The sequence below is a fragment of the Niallia sp. HCP3S3_B10 genome, from assembly GCF_052064465.1.
Lineage (GTDB): Bacteria > Bacillota > Bacilli > Bacillales > Cytobacillaceae > Niallia > Niallia hominis.
Genome location: NZ_JBQHVO010000047.1, coordinates 1 through 17,602 on the forward strand (window position 1 = coordinate 1; position 17,602 = coordinate 17,602).

The following is a 17,602-nucleotide window of genomic DNA, read 5'->3' on the forward strand; positions in this document are numbered from 1 at the left end:
ACTCTACATTCAAAAAATTTAATGAGGGTCGTCTTTTTTTTATGCGGCCAGCTGATTATTTAGAAATGACCTCAGTTTGTCAGTGGCCTCATTTAATTGGGCTGTTTTTTTTCGAAATAAAGAATGTTAAAGTATGTATGCTAATTACATTGCTAACTTGGTAACAACAGCATTTGCTTAACTGATCCATTATGGAAATTTAATTATTATAATAATTAAATAATTTTACGCACTCAATATAATAAATAAAAAAATTTGGGATAATCTATAAGAAAGACTTAATAAAGTTATCTTTTACAATTCATTTAATTATAAAAGGAGGCTGTTATGTCACCTAAACGAGTATTTTTCCTTATGCTGCTAATGGCTATGCTTATTATTACAACACCAAATGATGTTATGCTAGCTAAGAATGGTTTAAACATTGGAGACAAAGCTCCAAATTTTACATTAAAAGATCTTAATGGAAATAAAGTAGAGTTATCCGATTTTAAAGGTAAATTTGTTATGATCAATTTTTGGACAACCTGGTGCCCACCGTGTAAAAAAGAAATGCTTGATATAGAAACCTTTTCAAAGGAAAAACAAAATGATTGGGTTGTCCTTGCTGTAAATGTTGATGGCGGAAATGAAGCAGGGGTTAGACAATTTGTCCAGGAGAGAAAATTAACTTTTCCAGTTTTAATGGACAAGAAAGATATGGTTGCTAATCAATATCATATACTTAGTATACCAACCACCTATTTCCTAAATAGAGAAGGAGATATCATCCATAAGCATTTTACGATGTTAACCCTCAAAGAAATGAGAGAATTGACAAAAAGTAAAAAATAATGAAAATAATATAAATTAGCATGTAAGCGCTTTACAAACTGCTGGTGATATACTATAATTACAAATGTAGTAATAAGGAGTGCACCCCTTGTTTTAATTATCAGAAAACAAAAACTTTTCAAATAGATTCAAAAATTATTTCTTTTCATGTAATAATTATTTTACTTATTGGGAAATATGATAATACAAATTTTTTATAAAGGAGAATGAGCCATGAGAAAACCTCGCAAACGTTCATTTCAAGAATTAGTATTAGAGAATAAAATGCAATTATTAAAGGATAGAGAAGCAATTGAAAAAATTGAAGAACGATTAGAAAGAAAGCATTTGAAAAAAGCTCGTTAATATTAAAATCTAGAAATTACCATCTATTCTGCTTGTACTTTTGTACAAAATATAAAAGAAGGAGTTGATTAGATGAGTAATCCTAAAAAAGATAGCAAACACTTTGTACCAAGCCATATTGGGACAAAATCAAGAAGCTTTGGTGGAAACAAAGGAAAGCAAATGCAAGATAAATCAGGACAACATGCTCAAGTAATTCAAACAAAAGGGGAATAATTGTCTCCTCAAAATATAAACCATAATTAGACAGCAATCACTCATTTTTTTGATGAAAAGAATGAGTAATTGCTGTCTTTATTTTTGACGGAAAAAAGGAAAAAATGCTTGTACTAATGATATTAGGGATGAAAGGTACTTTACTAAGATAAATCCTATGAGAAAGGTACATAATCATTAACGAAAATAAAGGAATATGTTAGTATTAAAAAGGTATATCCTAAATTTATTAAGTGAAGTGAACATATGAATAACGAACAAGTAAAACCAAATATAAAAGATCAAGAAATTTATCTGTTAGAGAAAGAGTTTGAAGAGCATGGTTTCGTAGAAAATGAAAAAAAAATCTTAGATGCGATTCAAACGCTAAATGAAGCACAGAATGGAAAAGAAATTTCCCAATTATTAACGATAGCGGCATTATCCAGGATGCATGGGAATCAAAAGGATACAATTGCGGTCGCATGGTTAAACAAAGCTATTGAGCTAAACCCAGACAATACAATGGCTCTTAAATATCTTTCCCAATATGATTGGAAGAATTTCAGCCACTTGCTCGATCAGCTTGTCTTCCCTAATATTCGCGAAACCGATAATCGAACAGCAAAACGCAAAATTGCAGAGCAATATATAAATAATTGTCGCGCATTTTTAGAGCAAATGGAAGATGAAGTGGCACATATTAAGAAACAGAGAATAAATGCTACTGTTTACGATAATAAAGAGGCAGTTGCGAAATATGAAACCATTGAACAAACGCTAAAAATAGTGATTGAGAAAACGTCTGAGCTATTGAAATCTGCTGAAGAGTATGCCGAATCTATTAGTGGTGTGTTTCATACATCGATTTACTATGAAAGTGTAAAAACGTTAATAGAAGAGCTTCAAGAACTTAAAAAGGAATGGGCAAGCCTTTTTGTAGAAGAAAAGGAAGAAAAACAGACGACACTTTCCTCGTTAGAGCAACTTGAGCAAATGGTCGGTCTTGCAACAGTAAAAAAAAGAGTACAGGATTTTTATCAGTTTTTAAGCTACCAAAAAGCAAGAAAAAAATTAGGCTATATGATTCAGGATGAATTAAGTCTAAACATGATCTTTACAGGTAATCCAGGTACTGGAAAAACTACGCTTGCCCGTCTAATGGCCAAGATATATCATGAACTAGGTGTATTGCCTAGCGCAGAGGTTGTAGAAACAGATCGATCCCAATTAATAGGTGGCTATATGGGACAAACAGAAGAAAATGTACGTTCTGTTGTTAAACAAGCAGTTGGCGGCGTTCTGTTTATTGATGAAGCTTATAGCTTAAAACGTGAGGGACAATCTGGTAATGATTATGGCCAGACAGCAATTGATACGCTTGTTTCCTTAATGACAGGGTCTGAGTTTGGTGGTAAGTTTGCTGTTATTTTAGCAGGCTACCCAGAGGAAATGCGTCAATTCCTAGATGGTAATCATGGGTTAAGAAGTCGTTTTCCAGCCTCTAATATGATTCATTTACCTGATTATACACCTAGTGAATTATTAGCAATTGGTGAAAGAATGGCTTCGAGTAATGACTATGTTATGACGGAAGATGGTAAAAAAGCATTATTAAAAAGACTTGAGAGGGAACAAGTGGATGAAAGCTTTGGGAACGCTCGAGCTGTTCGCAATATTGTTCTTGATGCCATATTTAGCAAAGGTTCCCGTAAATCAAATCAACAAGAAATCTTAAAATATACATTGCTACAAGAATTGGATTTTGTTAGTGATGACAAGGAAAAACCAATCAATCCAGCGACAGAATTAAATGAACTAATCGGATTATCGAAAGTGAAAGAAGAAATAAAGAAAATTATAGCATTTGTAAAGGTTCAGCAATTAAGACAAAAGAAGGCGCAAAAGAATTTGCCCATACAACTACATGCTGTATTTACAGGGAATCCAGGTACAGGAAAGACTACTGTTGCGAAATTATATGCTCAGTTCCTTAAAGATTGTGGAATCTTAAAGAGAGGACATTTGGTTGTAACAAGCAGGGCAGACTTTGTAGCGGGATATGTAGGTCAATCTGCTATAAAAACAAGAAAAAAAATTAGAGAAGCACTTGGTGGCGTGTTATTTATTGATGAGGCTTACTCCTTATTAGGAAATGGTGGACAAGATTTTGGTAAAGAGGTCATAGATACATTAGTGATGGAAATGACAAAGCATAATGAGAATCTAGTTGTAATCCTGGCTGGCTACCCAAATGAAATAACTGCATTACTACAAAGCAATCCTGGCTTAACTTCTAGGTTTAAAAAGTTTATCCATTTTGCTGATTATGTAGCTGAGGAATTGATTGACATAATGAAAATGTATGCAGCGAAATATGATTATTCGTTATCAGAAGAAGCTATCTCCATATTAAAGAATCAACTGCCTAAAGTTTCAACTGAAGGAAATGGAAGATTTGCCACTAATATTATCGATGAAGCAGTGCAATTACAAGCATTACGACTGTCCGAGCAATTAGAGCAAGGAATGGAAGCAGATGTTTCTACACTGATTGCTGAAGATATAGAAAATGTTTTACAAGGATATAAACGGAAAATCGAAGAATAGGACGGTATGAAACAAATGGATAATTTTTTTATTTCAATAAGAGACATTGAATTATATTATGCAGACACAGATGCTATGGGTGTTGTATATCATGCGAATTATCTTAAATTTTTTGAAAGAGGTAGAACAGGGCTAATTGAGGACATTGGCTATGATTATTTAGAAATGGAAAATAAAGGGTATTTTGCACCAGTCTATGATGTCTATGCAATGTATAAAAAGCCGTTACGTTATGGAGACCAAGCAAAGGTTAAAACTTGGGTGGAAACAAATGATGGGATAAAAACAGTTTACGGATATCAGATTATCAACCAGAATGAAGAAATCTGTGTGGAAGGAACTACGACACATATTATCGTATCGAAGGAAACATTTAGACCGAAACCTTTTAAGAAGATTTTTCCCGAATGGTTTCATAAATATGAAGAAATTAAAAAGCAACCAACAGACAAGTAAAGCCATATAAAGGAGATTACTTTCATGGCCTTTGGATTAAAAAGACAAGAGCTGACAGAGTGGAAAAGAAGAATAGATAATGGGGAAATTGCATTTTTAACTCATTACTGGTTAGATGATCGCTTCCCAGATTGTAAGACAGTTACAAAAGTAGGATGTTCCGATATAAAAAAGTTAAAAAGCTGGGGCGAAAAGTATGGGTTAAAGGAAGAATGGATCCATTATCGGAAAGATGGCTATTCTCATTTTGACTTATTGGGTGATACACAAAAGAAAATTTTGAAAGAAGAGGGTATTTCCGAGCGTTTAAAATAGATTTTTGAATGCTACTTTCTAAAGCGTAAATGTATGGAATGGAAAATGTTCAAACTATAAACAATACAGAATCGCTTATTATATCGAGCTTATTTTTTGAAATAACCAAAATTAAAACAGCGAAAGGTGAGAGAAACTTACCTTTTCGCTGTTTTTTAGGTATTTTATCATTAGCTCAAAACTTACTATGCGTGACGATATTCTGGTTCGTTTGCTACTTCACTGAAATCTGCAAATAGATCTTTATCATCAAAATACCATAAATCTTTTTCTTCTATATAATAATGAATTCCATCCTTTACCGTTTCTACGCCAATATTTACAGGCTGTTCATTGGAAATTCCTAAAGAAAAACCTTGCTGCACTGTACTGCATCCGCCGTAACGAGCAAAGAAACGAATAAAGTCTCCATCTTTTAACAGCATTTCATCCTTGTACCATTCGGCAGCTTTATCACTAATCACAATTTTCATGTTTTCACACCTCTTATGAATTTTGCTCCTTAAATGCTAAGGAAGCAATCTATTTCTATTGGTATATTTCAATTATAAAGGATTCTATTATAATTATCGAATAATTGCATTTGGTTTTACTCTGCTTGTCCTTCTATTAGCATATGATCCATTATTTTTTTATAAATAGAAGCACCATATTTATCAACGGCTTCTTCTGAAGTAACCAATGGATGCATGATATAATTGCTTTCATTCTTACTTGCAACAAAGGTAGGATAGAAGGAAGGCTGATCCAATGTAATAGTAGCCGAATTTCCTCTCTGCAGTTTATTTACCGTAATAGTTACCATTCCACCGATATCTCGATATTCTTCATCCTGTCCAGATAAAAAGTTCCCTAACGAATAAACAACTAAACCTTTTTGCCCATTTTTTCCTTCTAGCCATTCGATTGGCTGAAGAACATGCGGATGACTTCCGAAAATAATATGAACACCTTCATCGATAAAAAACTGTGCCAATTCTTTTTGCTCATTAGATGGAAAACGCTCGTATTCGTTACCCCAATGAACGGCCATTACTATAACATCTGCAACTTTTTTGGCCCGTTGAATTTCGTTACTCATTTTTTCTTTATCGATTACATTAACGATATACTCGCTTCCTTTTGGAACGGGAATACCATTTAAACCATAGGTATAAGCTAAATAAGCAACCTTGACATCATTTTTTTCTAAAACAACTATCTTATCTTGATCACCTTTATTTAAATAGGTTCCAACATGGGGAAGACCTATTTGATTTAAATAATTTATGGAAAGCTTTTGCGCTTCTACTCCGCGGTCTAAAGCATGATTATTTGCAGTAGTGACAATATCAACACCTGTTTTTTTTATGGTATCGGCAATTTCGTGGGGACTATTAAAAGTAGGATAGCCAGATAACCCAATCGCTTCTCCAGCGACAATTGTTTCTTGGTTTGCAAGCAATAAATCAGGTTTTTTTAATTCACTGGATAGATTAGCTAACATTTTATCAAAATTATAATAATCTTCTTCTCGAGCATCATTATAGACTCGATCATGGATAAGTATGTCGCCTATAGCTGCGATTGTAATTTTTTTATTTTCTTCTTTTGCTAAATCATGAATGTTTCTACCTGAAATAGAATGAGATTCTTTGCAGGTAGAAGGGAAAAACTTTGAGATCCCCACACTCACTAGTATACATAATACAACAATCAGGAAGAACATGTAGATTATTTTTCTTTTATTCATCATCAGCCTCTTTAAAACAATTTTAAAATCACTTTACAAATAATAGCATAACAAATATTGATCCATTTGTAAGTAAAGAACAAGGAATTGATTGATTTTTTTCTGCCACTGTTCTCTATCACAATGGAAGTTATTGTTGCTTTAAAAAGTAGAATGGCAGCTGTATGGTAATGGTTGTCCCTTTTTCTATAGCACTTTGGACCTTCATAGTACCATTATATTTCTCAATCAGCTTTTTGCAGACATAGAGTCCCATGCCGGTTCCATTTTTTTTCGTCGTTTTAAGCGGAGTATATAAATGATTCAGCTGTTCCTCTGTCATGCCACATCCATTATCTTTTACTATAACCAAGAGATGGTCCCTAGAAACTTTTGTTTGAATAACCACCTCTTTTTGATTGGAAGAATGATTTGCTTCCGTTGCTTCAAAGGCATTTTTTACAACATTTACGATTACTTGGGTAAGATGCTGTTCATGGATTATACATAATGGTTCGTCTGATATTAAGTCAATATTTAAGATTATTCCTTTTAAATTTGCTTCGCTCATAAAAACAGAAGACATTTCCTTGATTAATTTATTTATAGATAGTGGGTGACTTTCCTTTGATTGAGATTTAGATAAATTTAAAAAATCGGTAATTAAGTCATTGGCTCGTGTTAATTCACTTAGTGCTAAATCCGTGTATTGATGAATGGAATGGAGATTATTTGTTTGTTTTATTAGTTGCAAAAATCCGCTAATAGACGTAAGCGGGTTACGTACTTCATGTGTTATGCTACAAACCATTTTGGCTATATTTTCACTATAGGTTGTAGAAAGAGTTAAGGATTGTAGACATTCGATTAAATGCTCCATATTTGCTTTTTGTTCCTGGAGTTTCGTTTCCACCATTTCTAATTTATTTTCAAAGTCTTCTGCAACTTCAATAGTACTCTTGTAATTTACAGTATGATTGGTCATCCTTATTCGCCCCTTTAACGATTATAGTAAAAGGTATGACGAAATAAATCATTTAATGTCAAATTAAACTTGTAAAATAAAAAAAAGACCGAAATCGGTCTTTTTTATAGCCAGGTTACTTTTGGCTCCGTTTTATTAATGATTCTTTTTATATTGGCACGATGTCTATAAACAACAAAAATCGTTAGTACGGCAAGAATAAAAATTAATAATTTATCGTCCCAAAGGATAAGGGAATAGATAAGTCCCGCGAGACCAGCAACCATGGAAGATAAAGAAACATATTTTGATATATATAGTGTAAGAAAAAATACCGCTAAAATAATAAGGAATAAAAGTGGTTCATGACCAAGAAGAATGCCAGCAGACGTAGCAACTGCTTTTCCACCTTTAAAACCAGCAAATACTGGATACATATGACCAACTACTGCAAATATCCCAAAAATTAGCGGGTTTATCTCTATGTCAATGTTCCATATAAGAGTAGCAAGTATTGGCAACAATGTTGCGATTGTCCCTTTCAATATATCGGAAATTGTTACCGCAAAGCCTGCCTTCTTGCCAAGAACTCGAAATGAATTGGTACCGCCTAAATTCCCACTACCGTGTTCTCGTATATCTTTATTGTAAAAGGTTTTGCCTATTATTAGTCCAGAAGGAATAGATCCAATTAAATAAGCGAGTATAATTAATAGTCCAATAATCAATTTTCGTAATCTCCTTCACCTATGTAAATGCTTTTTGCTTTTATATTGTATCATGTATTTGCGAAAACTCATCATTTTTTCAAAAAAATATTCTACATCCACAGATGATTATCCTTCCTATTATTGCAAAAACTAAATAGATATTAAGCAACCATAAATCACTGATTTTGAGAATTAGCCCCGTGAAAAGTGAATGGCAAGTCTTTAACAACGAAAACCGCTTTAGAAATGAAGCAAATGGGGAGGAAAATGATGAAACGGATAGTTGGTATTTTATTCCTGCTTTTTATCATTATATATAGTAGTACTATATATTATCATGTGAAAAAACCTCTTCCAATTGGGATGTCAGTAGAGGGAGCTATCCATCAAGTAGAAGATATTGAGCTATTAACAGACATCACCTACAAAAATAAACAGAACAAAAGAGTTGTTCAACATGAAGTGTTTCATACGATGCTAAAGGACATTCAACAAGCGAAGAAATTTATAGTAGTGGATATGTTTTTATTTAATAAAGATACAAATGAAGACCAAGTCTATCCACCCTTAGTAGAAGAATTTACAAAAGCGCTAATAAAGAAAAAAACGGATAATCCTTCCATTAGTATTGTTTTATTAACGGATAAAATCAATACAATCTATGGTTCCTATCCATCAGAGGAATTAAATGATTTAAAACAAATAGGTATTAAAGTTATCGAAACAAATGTAAAGGAGCTGCGAGATTCTAATCCACTTTATTCTGCTTTTTGGCGAATGTTTGGACAGTGGGGGAAAACAAATGGGAATGGTCATTTACCTAATCTTTTAGCAAAAAGTGGGCAAAAGATTACCGTGCTATCCTATTTAGAACTATTAAACGTAAAAGCAAATCATCGAAAACTATTAATTACGGAAAATGCTGCAATCATATCGAGTGGGAATATTCATAATGCAAGTGGCTATCATTCAAACATAGCTTTTCGTGTTGGCGGAAACATAATTAATGATTTACTTGAAAGTGAAGAGAGTGCAGCTAGATTGAATGAACATCTCCATTTGCCACGGATCCCAAAACAACCTGAAAAAAATACACAGATAGAAATTCAATTACTGACAGAAGGGAAAATAGGAAAACATGTATTAGAAGAAATCAGTAAAACAGATAGCAAAGATTCTATTTGGATAGGAATCCTCTATTTAGCAGATCGAAATGTTATCGATGAAATCAAAGCAGCGGCAGCGAGAAGGGTGCATATTTATTTACTATTGGACCCAAATCAAAATTCCTTTGGCAATAAAAAAAGTGGCTTGCCCAATATTCCAGTTGTAGCAGAGCTAAGAAAATCAAAAGTATCAAAAAATATTCATATTAAATGGTATAACACAGGAAAAGAACAATATCATCCGAAAATTATGCTAATAGAAAGAGAAACAGCAGATACCATTATTAGTGGTTCCGCTAATTTTACGCGTAGAAATCTTTATGATTTTAACTTGGAAACAGACATTAAAATTATCGCCAAAAAAGAAACAAAAGTAGCGAAAGAAACGAAATCCTACTTTCAAAGATTATGGACAAATGATGGTGCAGAATATACAAGGGATGTAGATACACAAAGTAAATTACCTTTCTTTCGCTATATTGTCTATCGATTACAGAGGCTTTTATGGTTCACAACTTATTAATTTTATTATTCATAATTTCTATTTCATTTCAAATAATAATACTATGAATGAATTGGAGGGTACAGTATGAATAAAAAAGAGATATTGACATCATCCGAACTCGCAACTTTATGGATGACTTATCAAGAAAAAACGATGTTTTTGCGAATGGTAGAATATTTCCATTCTGTTAATGAAGATAAAAAAGAAAAAAACTATTATGAAAGCCATATGCTTAAACTAGCGAAGGAGATACAAAAAATTGAAACAATTTTAAAAGCAGAGGGAGCGAAAATTCCAAATGGATTTTCTGAGAAAGATTTAAATAAACAAGCACCCCCACTGTTTCAACCAACTTTTTCTCTGCAAATAATGAGAATGCTTTCAGAAATTGGCATGGGACTACATGCATTACATTTAGCAAGATCTTATCGAAAAGACATTATTCAATTATTCCAAGAATTATCTGTAACAACCCAGCATTGTTATGAAGAGTGCACCGAGCTTTTAATTGAAAAGGGTGCATTGAGCCGTCCCCCACAAGTGTCTATGCCAGAACAAGTGGACATGGTTGTAAGTACACAATACTTAAAAGGAAATAGTATCTTTGGGGATAAAAGAGTGTTAAATACAGTAGAAGTTTCTTTTCTCTATCAATCCATTGAAAGCAACAGTATTGGACAACAATTAATTACTGGGTTTGCCCAAGTAACTAGAGACCCAGAGATAAAAAAATTCTTCACACAAGGAAAAGAGCTTTCCAAGAAAATTATTACGAAGCTTTCGAAAAAATTAATGGATGATGATATTCAAGTTCCGATAGCCTGGGTAGGAAGCCCAACCGTTTCTACCATTGCTCCCTTTTCAGACAAATTAATGTTGTATTGCATTAGTTTGTTTTGTAGTTTTGGACTAGGCAGTAATGCTATTGGAACAACATTTAGTTTGCGGAAGGACTTATCGGTAACCTTTATCCCCCTTATTACGCAAATTTATGATTATGGGGTACATGGGGCAGAGTTAATGGCCAAAAAAGGCTATACAGAGGAACCACCGGGCATGGAAAATAGAACAAATATCATAAATAGAAGCTAAGTATCTTTCTATAATGCTGACATTGCATTTTGCTTATCAGTCAATGGAAATAATGCTATGATAGCTTTATAAATGAACTGATAAGGGAGATGTCGGTATAGTGACTGATTTTTTTAATGAAGAAAAAGATTTCACAAAAAGAGTAAGTAAGCTTTCTGAATTAAGTAGAAATTTTTTTGAGAGAGCAAAGGAAGTTGATGAAAATGGATCGTTTCCCTTTGAAAACATGAAGGAATTGCAGCAATCTGGTTACACAACCTTAACAATACCTAAAGAATTTGGCGGACAAGAAATTTCTTTGTATGAATTAGTAAGATTCCAAGAGGTAATTGCACAAGGGGATGGATCTACTGCCTTATCTATCGGATGGCATATGGGCGTTGTTAGAAATATGTATGAGGCAAACTGGCAAAAGGAGACGCTTAAAGAAGTCTATAACCAATTGCTAAATGGTGCATTAATAAATGGTGCCGCAACAGAGCCACAAACAGGAAGTCCAACAAGAGGTGGAAAACCACAAACTACTGCCGAAAAGAATGGAGAAAATTGGGTGATTAATGGACATAAATCCTTTACCACTATGTCTCCTGTATTGGATTTTTTTCTTGTTACTGCATCTATCAAGGGTACAGACGAAGTAGGCAATTTTTTGATACCAAAGGATTGTAATGGAATACGCATAGAAAACACATGGGATAGCATTGCTTTAAGGGGTACTGGAAGCAATGATGTGTATTTTGAAGCAGTAGAAATTCCTGCACATTATTTTGTGGAAAAATTGGAAAGACGGAAAAAAGTTAATCCATGGCTATTGCATATTCCAGCATGCTATTTAGGAATCGCAGGAGCTGCACAAACGGAAGCAGTGACTTTTGCGAAAAATTATTCTCCAAATAGTATAAACGGAACCATTAGCGATATCCCAAGTGTACGAGCAAAAATTGGGGAAATGGAATTGAAAATGCAAACAGCGAAACACTTTTTATATTCTGTAAGTAAAAAATGGGATGAATCATCTGTAGAACAGCAATCTCATCTTCTTCCAGAATTAAGTGCAGTGAAATTAGTTGTAACAAACATAGCAATCGAAGTAGTCGATATCGCCATGCGCATTGTCGGTGCACGTAGCTTGTCCGCAAAAAGCCCACTACAAAGATACTACCGAGACGTACGAGCAGGCTTACATAATCCACCAATGGACGATATGACAATCGAACAGCTCACAGTAAAATCACTAAATGAAATGAAATGAACGAAAGCAAGTAAAAAAGATTGCCAACGAGCAATCTTTAAATAATGGTAGTCAAATTACTTGATAAGGTAGTTTGGCTATTTTTTTTCATTGTTGATTTCGTTCAGAAACCAGGGTTTAACTCACTTTTTTTAAATCAGCTCTTACTTTGTATGTTCGATAAAGATGACGGAAATATGTTTCCATTCTAAACGATCCATTTATGTATCTTTTTAGCCCGATAACTACTAGTTCTTCTATCAAAATCAAACCAAGGAAAGTATAAATAAAAACAATCAAATTCATTTCCCTCCTTAAATCTTCAGCTACTTTTCTATTCCTTTTTTTGTGTAATGTAAACAATGATCGATTATAAAATAATATGAACAACTTCACTTTTCAGAACATAAATATAAAAAGAAAATTCATAAAAAAAATTGGTGTGAAACCATTGAAAAATATAGAAAAATAACTCATAATCTTATTTTGAAACATTCTTTTTTTAATAAAAAACACTTCTAATTCATTAGAAGTGATATTACCCGTTAATCGGGATATAGTGCAGGGGAAGATCTTTTTTAAAATCCCAGTAATGGTTAGTTGTAACATTGGGCTGGGGATAAAAAAATACGCTATATAAAGGGAGATGGAAAATGAAAATAAGAGTTTCTGCCGTACAGTATAAATTAGAAAACATTAAGTCTTTTGAAGCATTTGCAAAACAATGTGAGCATTATGTTCGAACAGCAAGTGAATTTGGTGCGGAATTTGTTTTATTTCCTGAATTTTTTACAACACAGCTTTTATCAATGGGGGATGAGACGAACGCGTTAACGATTAATGAACTACCTGGATTTACAGAGCAATATCAAGATTTATTCAGGTCATTTGCTGTTCAAACTGGAATGCATATTATCGGTGGAACTCATGTCATTCGCAGAGAAGAGAAATTGTATAATGTAGCACATCTATTTTATCCAGATGGAAGAATAGAAGAGCAGGCAAAGCTTCATATCACGCCTACAGAAGAATATGAATGGAATATGGAAAAAGGGGATTCCTTTCGCATATTTGATACAGAGAAAGGAAAAATTGCCATCTTAACTTGTTATGATATTGAATTCCCTGAAATCGTTCGTATGGCAAAGGCAAAAGGAGCAGATGTGATTTTTTGCCCATCATGTACGGATGATCGCCACGGTTTTCATCGTGTACGCTATACTTGCCATGCAAGAGCAATTGAAAATCAAGTATATGTTGTAGTAACTGGAACAATTGGCACGCTTACAAATGTTGACTTTATGCGTGCAAATTTTGGGCAGGCAGCAGTCATTACGCCTAATGATATCCCGTTTCCACCAAAAGGAATTCTTGTAGAGGGTGAGCTTAATAATGATATGGTTGTAACAGCGGACCTTGATTTGTCTTTATTGTATGAAGTAAGAGAAAAAGGTTCTGTAACAACTTGGAGAGATAGAAGAACAGATCTTTATCCTGACTGGAATTCTACCGTGGAAGGCTAATTATGACGCTTCATAGTGAATTTTATCTTTTTGACACAGGTCAGCCAATTCCATGTACGGTCAGAAATTATCTGGAAAAAGATTTTCACGAATTAATTGCTATTCAATCAGAATGCTTCCCACCACCATTTCCAGAGGAGCTATGGTGGAATGTTGAGCAATTGTCTAGTCATCTTTCTCATTTTCCTGAAGGGGCAATCTGTGTGGAAGTGGATGGGGAGCTTGCAGGTTCCTTAACATGTCTTCAAGTCGCTTATAATCCAAATCAGCCTCATCATACATGGGAAGAAATAACGGACAATGGATATATTACTACAAATGATGAACATGGAGATGCCTTATATGTGGTGGATATCAGCATTCGCCCAAAATTCCGAAAACTCGGTTTTGGAAAGATACTTTTGCAACATGCTTATTACTTAACTATTGAATTAAGATTAGACCGATTACTTGGAGGGGGAAGGATGCCTGGCTATAAAAGGTATAGAAAGGAGCTCTCCCCAGAGGAATATTTGGAGCAGGTTCTCGCAGGTCATGTAAAAGATCCTGTTATTACGTTTTTATTGCGGTGTGGAAGAACACCTGTTACCATATTGCCACAATATTTGGAAGACGAAGATTCAATGAATCACGCAGTTTTAATGGAATGGAAAAACCCTTTTAAAACTAAATAAAATTCGTTATGTCTTATTTAATTTATTGATGGAGAGGGATAAACATCCCGCTTCTAATCGATGGTTAAATAAGACATTTTTTTGTTTTTCCGTAACGGTGAATTTCTCTGTCTATGTACTAAAAAACTTAGTTAACGAGCAAATCATCTTAAGGGAAGTCCCCTTCCTCATATAGTCTAAAAAGAATTTGCCACAAACATAAAAATAATAATTGACATGTAAATAATTAAGTTATATGTTATTTATTGCTTAATAATTAACTTCTTAATTATTTATTTGTGAATTAATTACAGAAAGGACGGGGGATAAGTGCATAATGGCGAAGAGCTTTTTGAAGTCGCAGCAATGTTTGGCACATTTATAAAAAATTTAACAAGTGATTTTAATAAAAATAGCAATGATTTAAATATTACACAATATAAACTTCTTTTTCATTTAGAAAAAGAAGGAGCCCAAAATGTCTCAGATCTTGCGAAAAGCGTACACATTACAAATGCTGCGGTTACCACTATTACCGATCAATTATTGGCCGATGATTATATTACTAAAGATCGATCAAAGACTGATCGAAGAGTGGTCAACATTACTATTACCGATAAGGGAAGAAAGATAGTTAATAATATGAAAAAAGAGCAGCAGAATAAGATGAAGGAACATTTCCGAAAGTTAACGGAGGAAGATATTCAACACTTAAAACGAATTTTCAAGCTATTAAACGAGAATTTCTAATAATTTCATAAAGAAAAGAGAGAAAACAATGGAACATTTAACACAAAAGAAAAAACTGTCGATTATGATTGCCATAATGGCAGCGATGTTTTTTGCAGCGATTAACCAAACAATCGTAAGTACTGCAATGCCAAAAATTATATCTATACTAGATGGTATGGATTATTATACATGGACGATCAATATCTATATGCTTACATCCACTATTGCTACCGTTTTAGTTGGAAAGCTATCTGATATGTATGGCCGTAAGCCATTCTTATTGATTGGTATTTTATTATTTATGGTTGGTGCTTTTTTAACGGGTACTTCTAATGATGTATTTCAATTTATCGCATACCGTGGTATTCAAGGGATTGGAGCCGGAATAATTCAATCATCAGCCTTCACAGCAGTTGGAGATTTATTCCCGCCACGCGAGCGTGGAAAATGGATGGGCTTATTAACAGCAGTATTTGGTTTTTCCAGTGTGCTTGGACCTCTATTAGGTGGATATTTAGTGGATCACCTAGATTGGCATTGGCTATTCTGGATCTTCTTACCGATTGGTATTATCGCATTTGGAATGATTATGGTATTATTCCCTAAAGTAGAGGGTAGCGGCAAACAAAGCATCGACTATATTGGTTCGTTCTTTATGACGATTGCAATTGTGCCATTATTGTTAGCTTTTTCATGGGCAGGAACAGATTATGCATGGGGATCTGTTCAAATCCTTGGATTAATTGCTGCTAGTATCATTTTCGCCATTGTATTTGTGTTGGTAGAAAAAAATGCGAAAAATCCAATATTACCGTTACATTTATTCAAAAATAATATCGTTACTGTTTCAAATATAATAGGCTTTATTATGAACTTTGGGATGATGGGTGCAATGATTTATCTTTCGTTCTTCGTTCAAGGAGTTTTAGGTATTTCACCGACTTATGCTGGTTATGTAACAATGCCAATGTCTATTGTAATGGTTATTTCAAGTACTATCATTGGTCAATTAATTTCGAAAACAGGGAAATATAAACGCTTTGCATTAATTGGAGTACCAACGATGATAGCTGGTATGGCGATTATGATCTTTATGAATAGTGTACCAATGGCTATTTTAAGTATGATAGTATTTGGCTTAGGTCTTGGTATAGGAATGCCGGTATTCTCGATTGCAACACAAAACGCTGTGTCTCATAAAGAATTAGGTGTAGTAACTGCTTCTACACAGCTATTCCGAAACCTAGGTGGTACAATCGGGATTGCAGTAATGGGAACAGTTATGTCCAACAATTTAAAAACAAACTTGGAGAATACGATGCAAAATTCTTCAGTAGTAAAAGATTTAGCAACTGTTGATCCTAAGATTACTGAACAAATTGTTGGCTTTGCAAATCCGCAAGCTCTAATGAATAAGCCATTACTTGAACAAACAGAAGCAAGTCTACCTGCAGATGTTCAACCGATTTTTACAAAAATGATTGAGGGTATTAGAGACGCTTTAGGTGATACGTTATCAACTGTATTTTTAACAGGTACAATCGTATTAGTGGTAGCCTTTTTATTAGTGTTTTTCTTAAAAGAAATCCCGCTACGTACAACAAATCAGGCTACTCCTAAAGAGGAGAAAGAAGAAGATAAAGTACTCGATATACAAAACTCTTAAGAAGAATCATATTGGCTGTCATCCAAATTAATTGGATACAGCCTTTTTATTTAGAATAATTATGAAAAATTTGTTACAATCGAAATTTTTTTCGCACAACCTTTTTTCTGTTATAATAAATTATAGTAATTGAATGAAAAAAAGTAGGGATGCTAAATGAAAATCATCTGTTTTGGAGATAGCTTAACAAGGGGTGTCTCCTTTGTAAAAGGTAGGGTAAGAATCATTAAAGATAATTATCCCGCTATACTTGAAAAATTATTTTCTGTAAGGAATCCAGAAGACACCATTATTTTAAATAAAGGTGTGTTTAATGATAATTCTGATTTATTAATGAAACGATTGGAGAAAGATGTTCTTTCAGAAGAACCAAATTATGTATTGTTAAATGTTGGCGGAAATGATTGCAATTTTAAATGGCAGGAAGTGGCGGAAAATCCTGATAGTAACCACGATCCAATTGTGCCAATTAATCAATACATTGAAAATATCGGCAATATGGTAGCGAAAATGAAACAATCTAATATCACGCCAATTTTGTTAACATTACCACCGCTCGATCCAGTACGTTATTATAAGTTTATTGCTGATCGATATGGGACAACCATTAGTCATTGGATAAGTTGCTGTGGAGGCATTGAACATTGGCATAGTTTATATAATTTTCATTTGAATAATTTAATTGAACAATTAAATCTTCCTAGCATTGATGTAAGAACAGCTCTTATAAAAGCTGGGAATATTGCTGATTTTATTAGTGATGATGGCATTCATTTAAATTCAGCGGGTTATAAAAAAATGAGTGATGTTATTTTTGAAGAAATGCTGCGCTTAACTGGTGGACAAAAAGAGCAGTTATCCTAATAGCATTCGGACTTTTTCGTTTTAACCTAT

General features: G+C 33.7%; 19 protein-coding genes. 14 read left to right on the forward strand and 5 right to left on the reverse strand.

The window, feature by feature from the left end; genetic code table 11:
* Positions 1–327: 327 nt before the first annotated feature.
* From ACTNDN_RS17770 to ACTNDN_RS17795, 6 genes are all read left to right on the forward strand, one after another.
* A complete protein-coding gene (locus ACTNDN_RS17770; RefSeq protein WP_031540140.1) occupies positions 328–834 on the forward strand; it encodes a TlpA disulfide reductase family protein in 507 nt (168 codons plus the stop codon).
* A 213-nt stretch (positions 835–1,047) separates the two neighbouring features.
* On the forward strand, positions 1,048–1,179 hold the full coding sequence (locus ACTNDN_RS17775) for an FbpB family small basic protein (RefSeq protein WP_031540139.1): 132 nt from the start codon (positions 1,048–1,050) through the stop codon (positions 1,177–1,179).
* 72 nt (positions 1,180–1,251) lie between these two features.
* Positions 1,252–1,395, forward strand: coding sequence for an acid-soluble spore protein N (locus ACTNDN_RS17780; protein ID WP_016205356.1), 144 nt, complete (start codon positions 1,252–1,254; stop codon positions 1,393–1,395).
* Positions 1,396–1,641: 246 nt separating this feature from the next.
* A complete protein-coding gene (locus ACTNDN_RS17785; RefSeq protein WP_441131645.1) occupies positions 1,642–3,984 on the forward strand; it encodes an AAA family ATPase in 2,343 nt (780 codons plus the stop codon).
* A gap of 15 nt (positions 3,985–3,999) precedes the next feature.
* Positions 4,000–4,440 (forward strand): acyl-CoA thioesterase, encoded by a 441-nt coding sequence (locus ACTNDN_RS17790; protein ID WP_035416767.1) that lies wholly within the window; start codon positions 4,000–4,002, stop codon positions 4,438–4,440.
* A gap of 24 nt (positions 4,441–4,464) precedes the next feature.
* Positions 4,465–4,755 carry a hypothetical protein gene (locus ACTNDN_RS17795; protein WP_031540135.1) on the forward strand — a complete coding sequence of 97 codons (291 nt, stop codon included), beginning with the start codon at positions 4,465–4,467 and terminating at the stop codon, positions 4,753–4,755.
* 185 nt (positions 4,756–4,940) lie between these two features.
* On the opposite strand, the gene ACTNDN_RS17800 is transcribed toward ACTNDN_RS17795, so the two are convergent.
* From ACTNDN_RS17800 to plsY, 4 genes are all read right to left on the reverse strand, one after another.
* Complete coding sequence (locus ACTNDN_RS17800) at positions 4,941–5,228, reverse strand: HesB/YadR/YfhF family protein (RefSeq protein ID WP_441131646.1); 288 nt, start codon at positions 5,226–5,228, stop codon at positions 4,941–4,943.
* Between the two features lie 116 nt (positions 5,229–5,344).
* On the reverse strand, positions 5,345–6,487 hold the full coding sequence (locus ACTNDN_RS17805) for a CapA family protein (protein WP_441131647.1): 1,143 nt from the start codon (positions 6,485–6,487) through the stop codon (positions 5,345–5,347).
* Between the two features lie 130 nt (positions 6,488–6,617).
* Positions 6,618–7,451 (reverse strand): ATP-binding protein, encoded by an 834-nt coding sequence (locus tag ACTNDN_RS17810; RefSeq protein ID WP_441131649.1) that lies wholly within the window; start codon positions 7,449–7,451, stop codon positions 6,618–6,620.
* 104 nt (positions 7,452–7,555) lie between these two features.
* Positions 7,556–8,158, reverse strand: a complete 603-nt coding sequence (gene plsY / locus ACTNDN_RS17815) for a glycerol-3-phosphate 1-O-acyltransferase PlsY (RefSeq protein WP_031540131.1) — start codon at positions 8,156–8,158, stop codon at positions 7,556–7,558.
* 252 nt (positions 8,159–8,410) lie between these two features.
* On the opposite strand from plsY, the gene ACTNDN_RS17820 reads away from it, so the two are divergent.
* The 3 genes from ACTNDN_RS17820 (at position 8,411) to ACTNDN_RS17830 (ending at position 12,155) form a co-directional block, all read left to right on the forward strand.
* Positions 8,411–9,829: a phospholipase D-like domain-containing protein gene (locus ACTNDN_RS17820; protein ID WP_441131650.1), complete on the forward strand. Its 1,419-nt coding sequence runs from the start codon at positions 8,411–8,413 to the stop codon at positions 9,827–9,829.
* 66 nt (positions 9,830–9,895) lie between these two features.
* Positions 9,896–10,903, forward strand: a complete 1,008-nt coding sequence (locus ACTNDN_RS17825) for a DUF3231 family protein (protein WP_441131651.1) — start codon at positions 9,896–9,898, stop codon at positions 10,901–10,903.
* 97 nt (positions 10,904–11,000) lie between these two features.
* A complete protein-coding gene (locus ACTNDN_RS17830; protein WP_031538692.1) occupies positions 11,001–12,155 on the forward strand; it encodes an acyl-CoA dehydrogenase family protein in 1,155 nt (384 codons plus the stop codon).
* A gap of 117 nt (positions 12,156–12,272) precedes the next feature.
* On the opposite strand, the gene ACTNDN_RS17835 is transcribed toward ACTNDN_RS17830, so the two are convergent.
* On the reverse strand, positions 12,273–12,434 hold the full coding sequence (locus tag ACTNDN_RS17835; RefSeq protein ID WP_155986765.1) for a hypothetical protein: 162 nt from the start codon (positions 12,432–12,434) through the stop codon (positions 12,273–12,275).
* A 353-nt stretch (positions 12,435–12,787) separates the two neighbouring features.
* Between ACTNDN_RS17835 and ACTNDN_RS17840 the strand changes: the two genes are divergently transcribed.
* From ACTNDN_RS17840 to ACTNDN_RS17860, 5 genes are all read left to right on the forward strand, one after another.
* Positions 12,788–13,657, forward strand: coding sequence for a carbon-nitrogen hydrolase family protein (locus tag ACTNDN_RS17840; protein WP_031538694.1), 870 nt, complete (start codon positions 12,788–12,790; stop codon positions 13,655–13,657).
* A gap of 2 nt (positions 13,658–13,659) precedes the next feature.
* Positions 13,660–14,331 carry a GNAT family N-acetyltransferase gene (locus ACTNDN_RS17845; protein WP_349204564.1) on the forward strand — a complete coding sequence of 224 codons (672 nt, stop codon included), beginning with the start codon at positions 13,660–13,662 and terminating at the stop codon, positions 14,329–14,331.
* Positions 14,332–14,640: 309 nt separating this feature from the next.
* On the forward strand, positions 14,641–15,060 hold the full coding sequence (locus ACTNDN_RS17850; protein WP_031538699.1) for a MarR family winged helix-turn-helix transcriptional regulator: 420 nt from the start codon (positions 14,641–14,643) through the stop codon (positions 15,058–15,060).
* A 28-nt stretch (positions 15,061–15,088) separates the two neighbouring features.
* On the forward strand, positions 15,089–16,708 hold the full coding sequence (locus ACTNDN_RS17855) for an MDR family MFS transporter (protein ID WP_031538701.1): 1,620 nt from the start codon (positions 15,089–15,091) through the stop codon (positions 16,706–16,708).
* A 156-nt stretch (positions 16,709–16,864) separates the two neighbouring features.
* Positions 16,865–17,572, forward strand: coding sequence for an SGNH/GDSL hydrolase family protein (locus ACTNDN_RS17860; protein WP_349204563.1), 708 nt, complete (start codon positions 16,865–16,867; stop codon positions 17,570–17,572).
* The last annotated feature ends 30 nt before the right edge of the window (positions 17,573–17,602 follow it).

Excerpts from the sequence above, each read along its gene's own strand:
- ACTNDN_RS17845 (WP_349204564.1), top strand. The coding sequence starts at position 13,660 with ATGACGCTTCATAGTGAATTTTATCTTTTTGACACAGGTCAGCCAATT.
- ACTNDN_RS17780 (WP_016205356.1), top strand. The coding sequence starts at position 1,252 with ATGAGTAATCCTAAAAAAGATAGCAAACACTTTGTACCAAGCCATATT.
- ACTNDN_RS17855 (WP_031538701.1), top strand. The coding sequence starts at position 15,089 with ATGGAACATTTAACACAAAAGAAAAAACTGTCGATTATGATTGCCATA.
- ACTNDN_RS17860 (WP_349204563.1), top strand. The coding sequence starts at position 16,865 with ATGAAAATCATCTGTTTTGGAGATAGCTTAACAAGGGGTGTCTCCTTT.
- ACTNDN_RS17770 (WP_031540140.1), top strand. The coding sequence starts at position 328 with ATGTCACCTAAACGAGTATTTTTCCTTATGCTGCTAATGGCTATGCTT.
- ACTNDN_RS17820 (WP_441131650.1), top strand. The coding sequence starts at position 8,411 with ATGAAACGGATAGTTGGTATTTTATTCCTGCTTTTTATCATTATATAT.
- ACTNDN_RS17825 (WP_441131651.1), top strand. The coding sequence starts at position 9,896 with ATGAATAAAAAAGAGATATTGACATCATCCGAACTCGCAACTTTATGG.
- ACTNDN_RS17805 (WP_441131647.1), bottom strand. The coding sequence starts at position 6,487 with ATGAATAAAAGAAAAATAATCTACATGTTCTTCCTGATTGTTGTATTA.
- ACTNDN_RS17840 (WP_031538694.1), top strand. The coding sequence starts at position 12,788 with ATGAAAATAAGAGTTTCTGCCGTACAGTATAAATTAGAAAACATTAAG.
- ACTNDN_RS17810 (WP_441131649.1), bottom strand. The coding sequence starts at position 7,451 with ATGACCAATCATACTGTAAATTACAAGAGTACTATTGAAGTTGCAGAA.
- ACTNDN_RS17795 (WP_031540135.1), top strand. The coding sequence starts at position 4,465 with ATGGCCTTTGGATTAAAAAGACAAGAGCTGACAGAGTGGAAAAGAAGA.
- ACTNDN_RS17790 (WP_035416767.1), top strand. The coding sequence starts at position 4,000 with ATGGATAATTTTTTTATTTCAATAAGAGACATTGAATTATATTATGCA.
- ACTNDN_RS17785 (WP_441131645.1), top strand. The coding sequence starts at position 1,642 with ATGAATAACGAACAAGTAAAACCAAATATAAAAGATCAAGAAATTTAT.
- ACTNDN_RS17800 (WP_441131646.1), bottom strand. The coding sequence starts at position 5,228 with ATGAAAATTGTGATTAGTGATAAAGCTGCCGAATGGTACAAGGATGAA.
- ACTNDN_RS17775 (WP_031540139.1), top strand. The coding sequence starts at position 1,048 with ATGAGAAAACCTCGCAAACGTTCATTTCAAGAATTAGTATTAGAGAAT.